Raw genomic sequence first — 1,886 nt, 5'->3', positions numbered from 1 at the left:
AACTTCTGGCAAAAAAATGGTAGGGTGAGCCATTGATGCGCCATTGGTTCAAGCACAATGGCGAACCCGTGAAGCGCGACGCGGTTGCGCATCTGCAGGCCAGGTTGGGCCTGTCGGAGCGGCGGGCCTGCCGCCTTGTCGGCGCGGATCGCAAGATGATCCGATACCAGTCCATCAGGCCGCCCGAGACGGAACTGCGCCAACGGCTGCGCGTTGGTAGTGTCCCGGGAAGTGGTGTAGGAACTGGCGTCCACCTGCTTCTTCATAGGTGGGTCGCTCGTTCACTGTGCGGCGATCATCGTCGCCGCATCGGTATCGTTGCACATGGCGGTCAGCTTTTCCACCGGCATGTAGCGGCGGGGTGGAGGGGACCGTCGCGCCAGTGGCGCGGCGAAAGCCCCGGAACGCCCACTCGTCATTCTGCTCCAGCATGAGCGCGCCAACGAGCCGGATCACAGCCTCGCGGTTCGGGAATATCCCGACCACGTTGGTGCGGCGCTTGATCTTCTTGTTGACGCGCTCCAGCGGATTGGTGCTGTGAAGCTTGGCGCGCAGGGTCTCATCAAAGGTCATGTAGGCCAGCACGTCGTGCTCCGCGTCATCCATCAGCTCGGCCACGTCACGGAACCGCTCGCGCAGGCTGTCGGCGACCTCGCGCCAACGGGCATGGGCCTGATCGCGGTCGGTCTCGGCGAAGACGGTCTTCACCACGGCGCTGACCACGGGCTTGTTGGTCTTGCCCACGCGAACCAGAAGGTTGCGCTGGAAATGCACGCGGCAGCGCTGCCATCCGGCGCCGAGAACCTTGCGCGCGGCGGCCTTGAGGCCCTCATGGGCGTCGCTGATGACCAGCTGCACGCCCCGCAACCCGCGCCGCGTGAGAGACCGCAGGAAGTCGGCCCAGAACGTCTCGGCCTCCGAGGGCATCACGGTGATCCCGAGTATCTCCCGGCGTCCGTCCGTGTTGACCGCGACGGCCACTATCACCGCCATGGAGACGATCCGCCCGCCCTCGCGCAGCTTCACGTAGGTGGCGTCGAGCCAGAGGAAGGGCCAGTCGCCCTCCAGCGGCCGGTTCAGGAACGCCTGCACCCGCTCATCGATCTCCTCGCACAGCCGCGAGACCTGGCTCTTCGAGGTGCCGGTCAGGCCCATGGCACGCACCAGGTCGTCGATGGCGCGCGTGGAGACCCCGTGGATGTAGGCTTCCTGTATCACGGCCATCAGGGCCTTCTCGGCTGTCCGGCGGGGCTCCAGGAACGTCGGGAAATAGCTTCCCTTGCGCAGCTTGGGGATGTTCAGCCCGATCGTGCCGGCCCGGGTATCCCACTGCCGCGCCCGGTATCCATTGCGCTGGTTCTCCCGCTCCGGGCTGCGCTCGCCATGCCCGGCACCGCACACGGCGGCCACCTCATTCTCCCTACGATCGATCCCCCGGATCGATCGCTTAACGGTCGAATTCCATCAGCCGCTGTGCGGCATCCTGGATCAGTTCGCGCAGGAAATCGTTCGACGTGCTTACGCGGCCGCATCTGCGGCCACGGTCACGTCTCACCATCGCTCTTGGCGATCGCCTCGGGAAGATCGATCATTGTGTCGGTCATCGTGCTCTCCTTCGTTGTCGTCGGTCTTTGAACAACCTCAGACTACGAAGAAGCGCGGTGGCCGCCAGTCCGGCCGCGCGCTGCGCTACGCCAAAAGGCTCCGCGCGCGGCCTATTACACCACCACGTGGGGCACTATCTGCGCGATCTGGCCAATGAGCGCCGCCGGTTCGGATACCGGCGCCTGTTCGTGCTGCTGCGCCGAGATGGTGAACTGTCAGGGATCAACCGGATTCATCGTCTCTACCGCGAAGAAGGGCTGGCGGTGCGCAAACGGCGCGCC

At 65.2% G+C, this 1,886-nt stretch carries 3 pseudogenes; 2 read left to right on the top strand and 1 reads right to left on the bottom strand.

Going from position 1 to position 1,886, the window contains the following annotated elements:
• Positions 1-59: 59 nt before the first annotated feature.
• Positions 60-212, top strand: a pseudogene (locus ACH107_RS32410) (IS3 family transposase); the annotation flags it as partial.
• On the opposite strand, the pseudogene ACH107_RS32405 reads toward ACH107_RS32410, so the two are convergent.
• Positions 175-1,419: pseudogene (locus ACH107_RS32405) on the bottom strand (IS256 family transposase); the annotation flags it as partial. The pseudogenes ACH107_RS32410 and ACH107_RS32405 overlap by 38 nt on opposite strands.
• A gap of 323 nt (positions 1,420-1,742) precedes the next feature.
• On the opposite strand from ACH107_RS32405, the pseudogene ACH107_RS32400 reads away from it, so the two are divergent.
• Positions 1,743-1,886 (top strand): annotated as a pseudogene (locus tag ACH107_RS32400) (IS3 family transposase); the annotation flags it as partial.

The sequence above is a fragment of the Roseovarius halophilus (ex Wu et al. 2025) genome (assembly GCF_047086965.1).
Note: the sequence above shows the minus strand (reverse complement) of the source record. Positions and strands in the feature narration are given on the sequence as shown.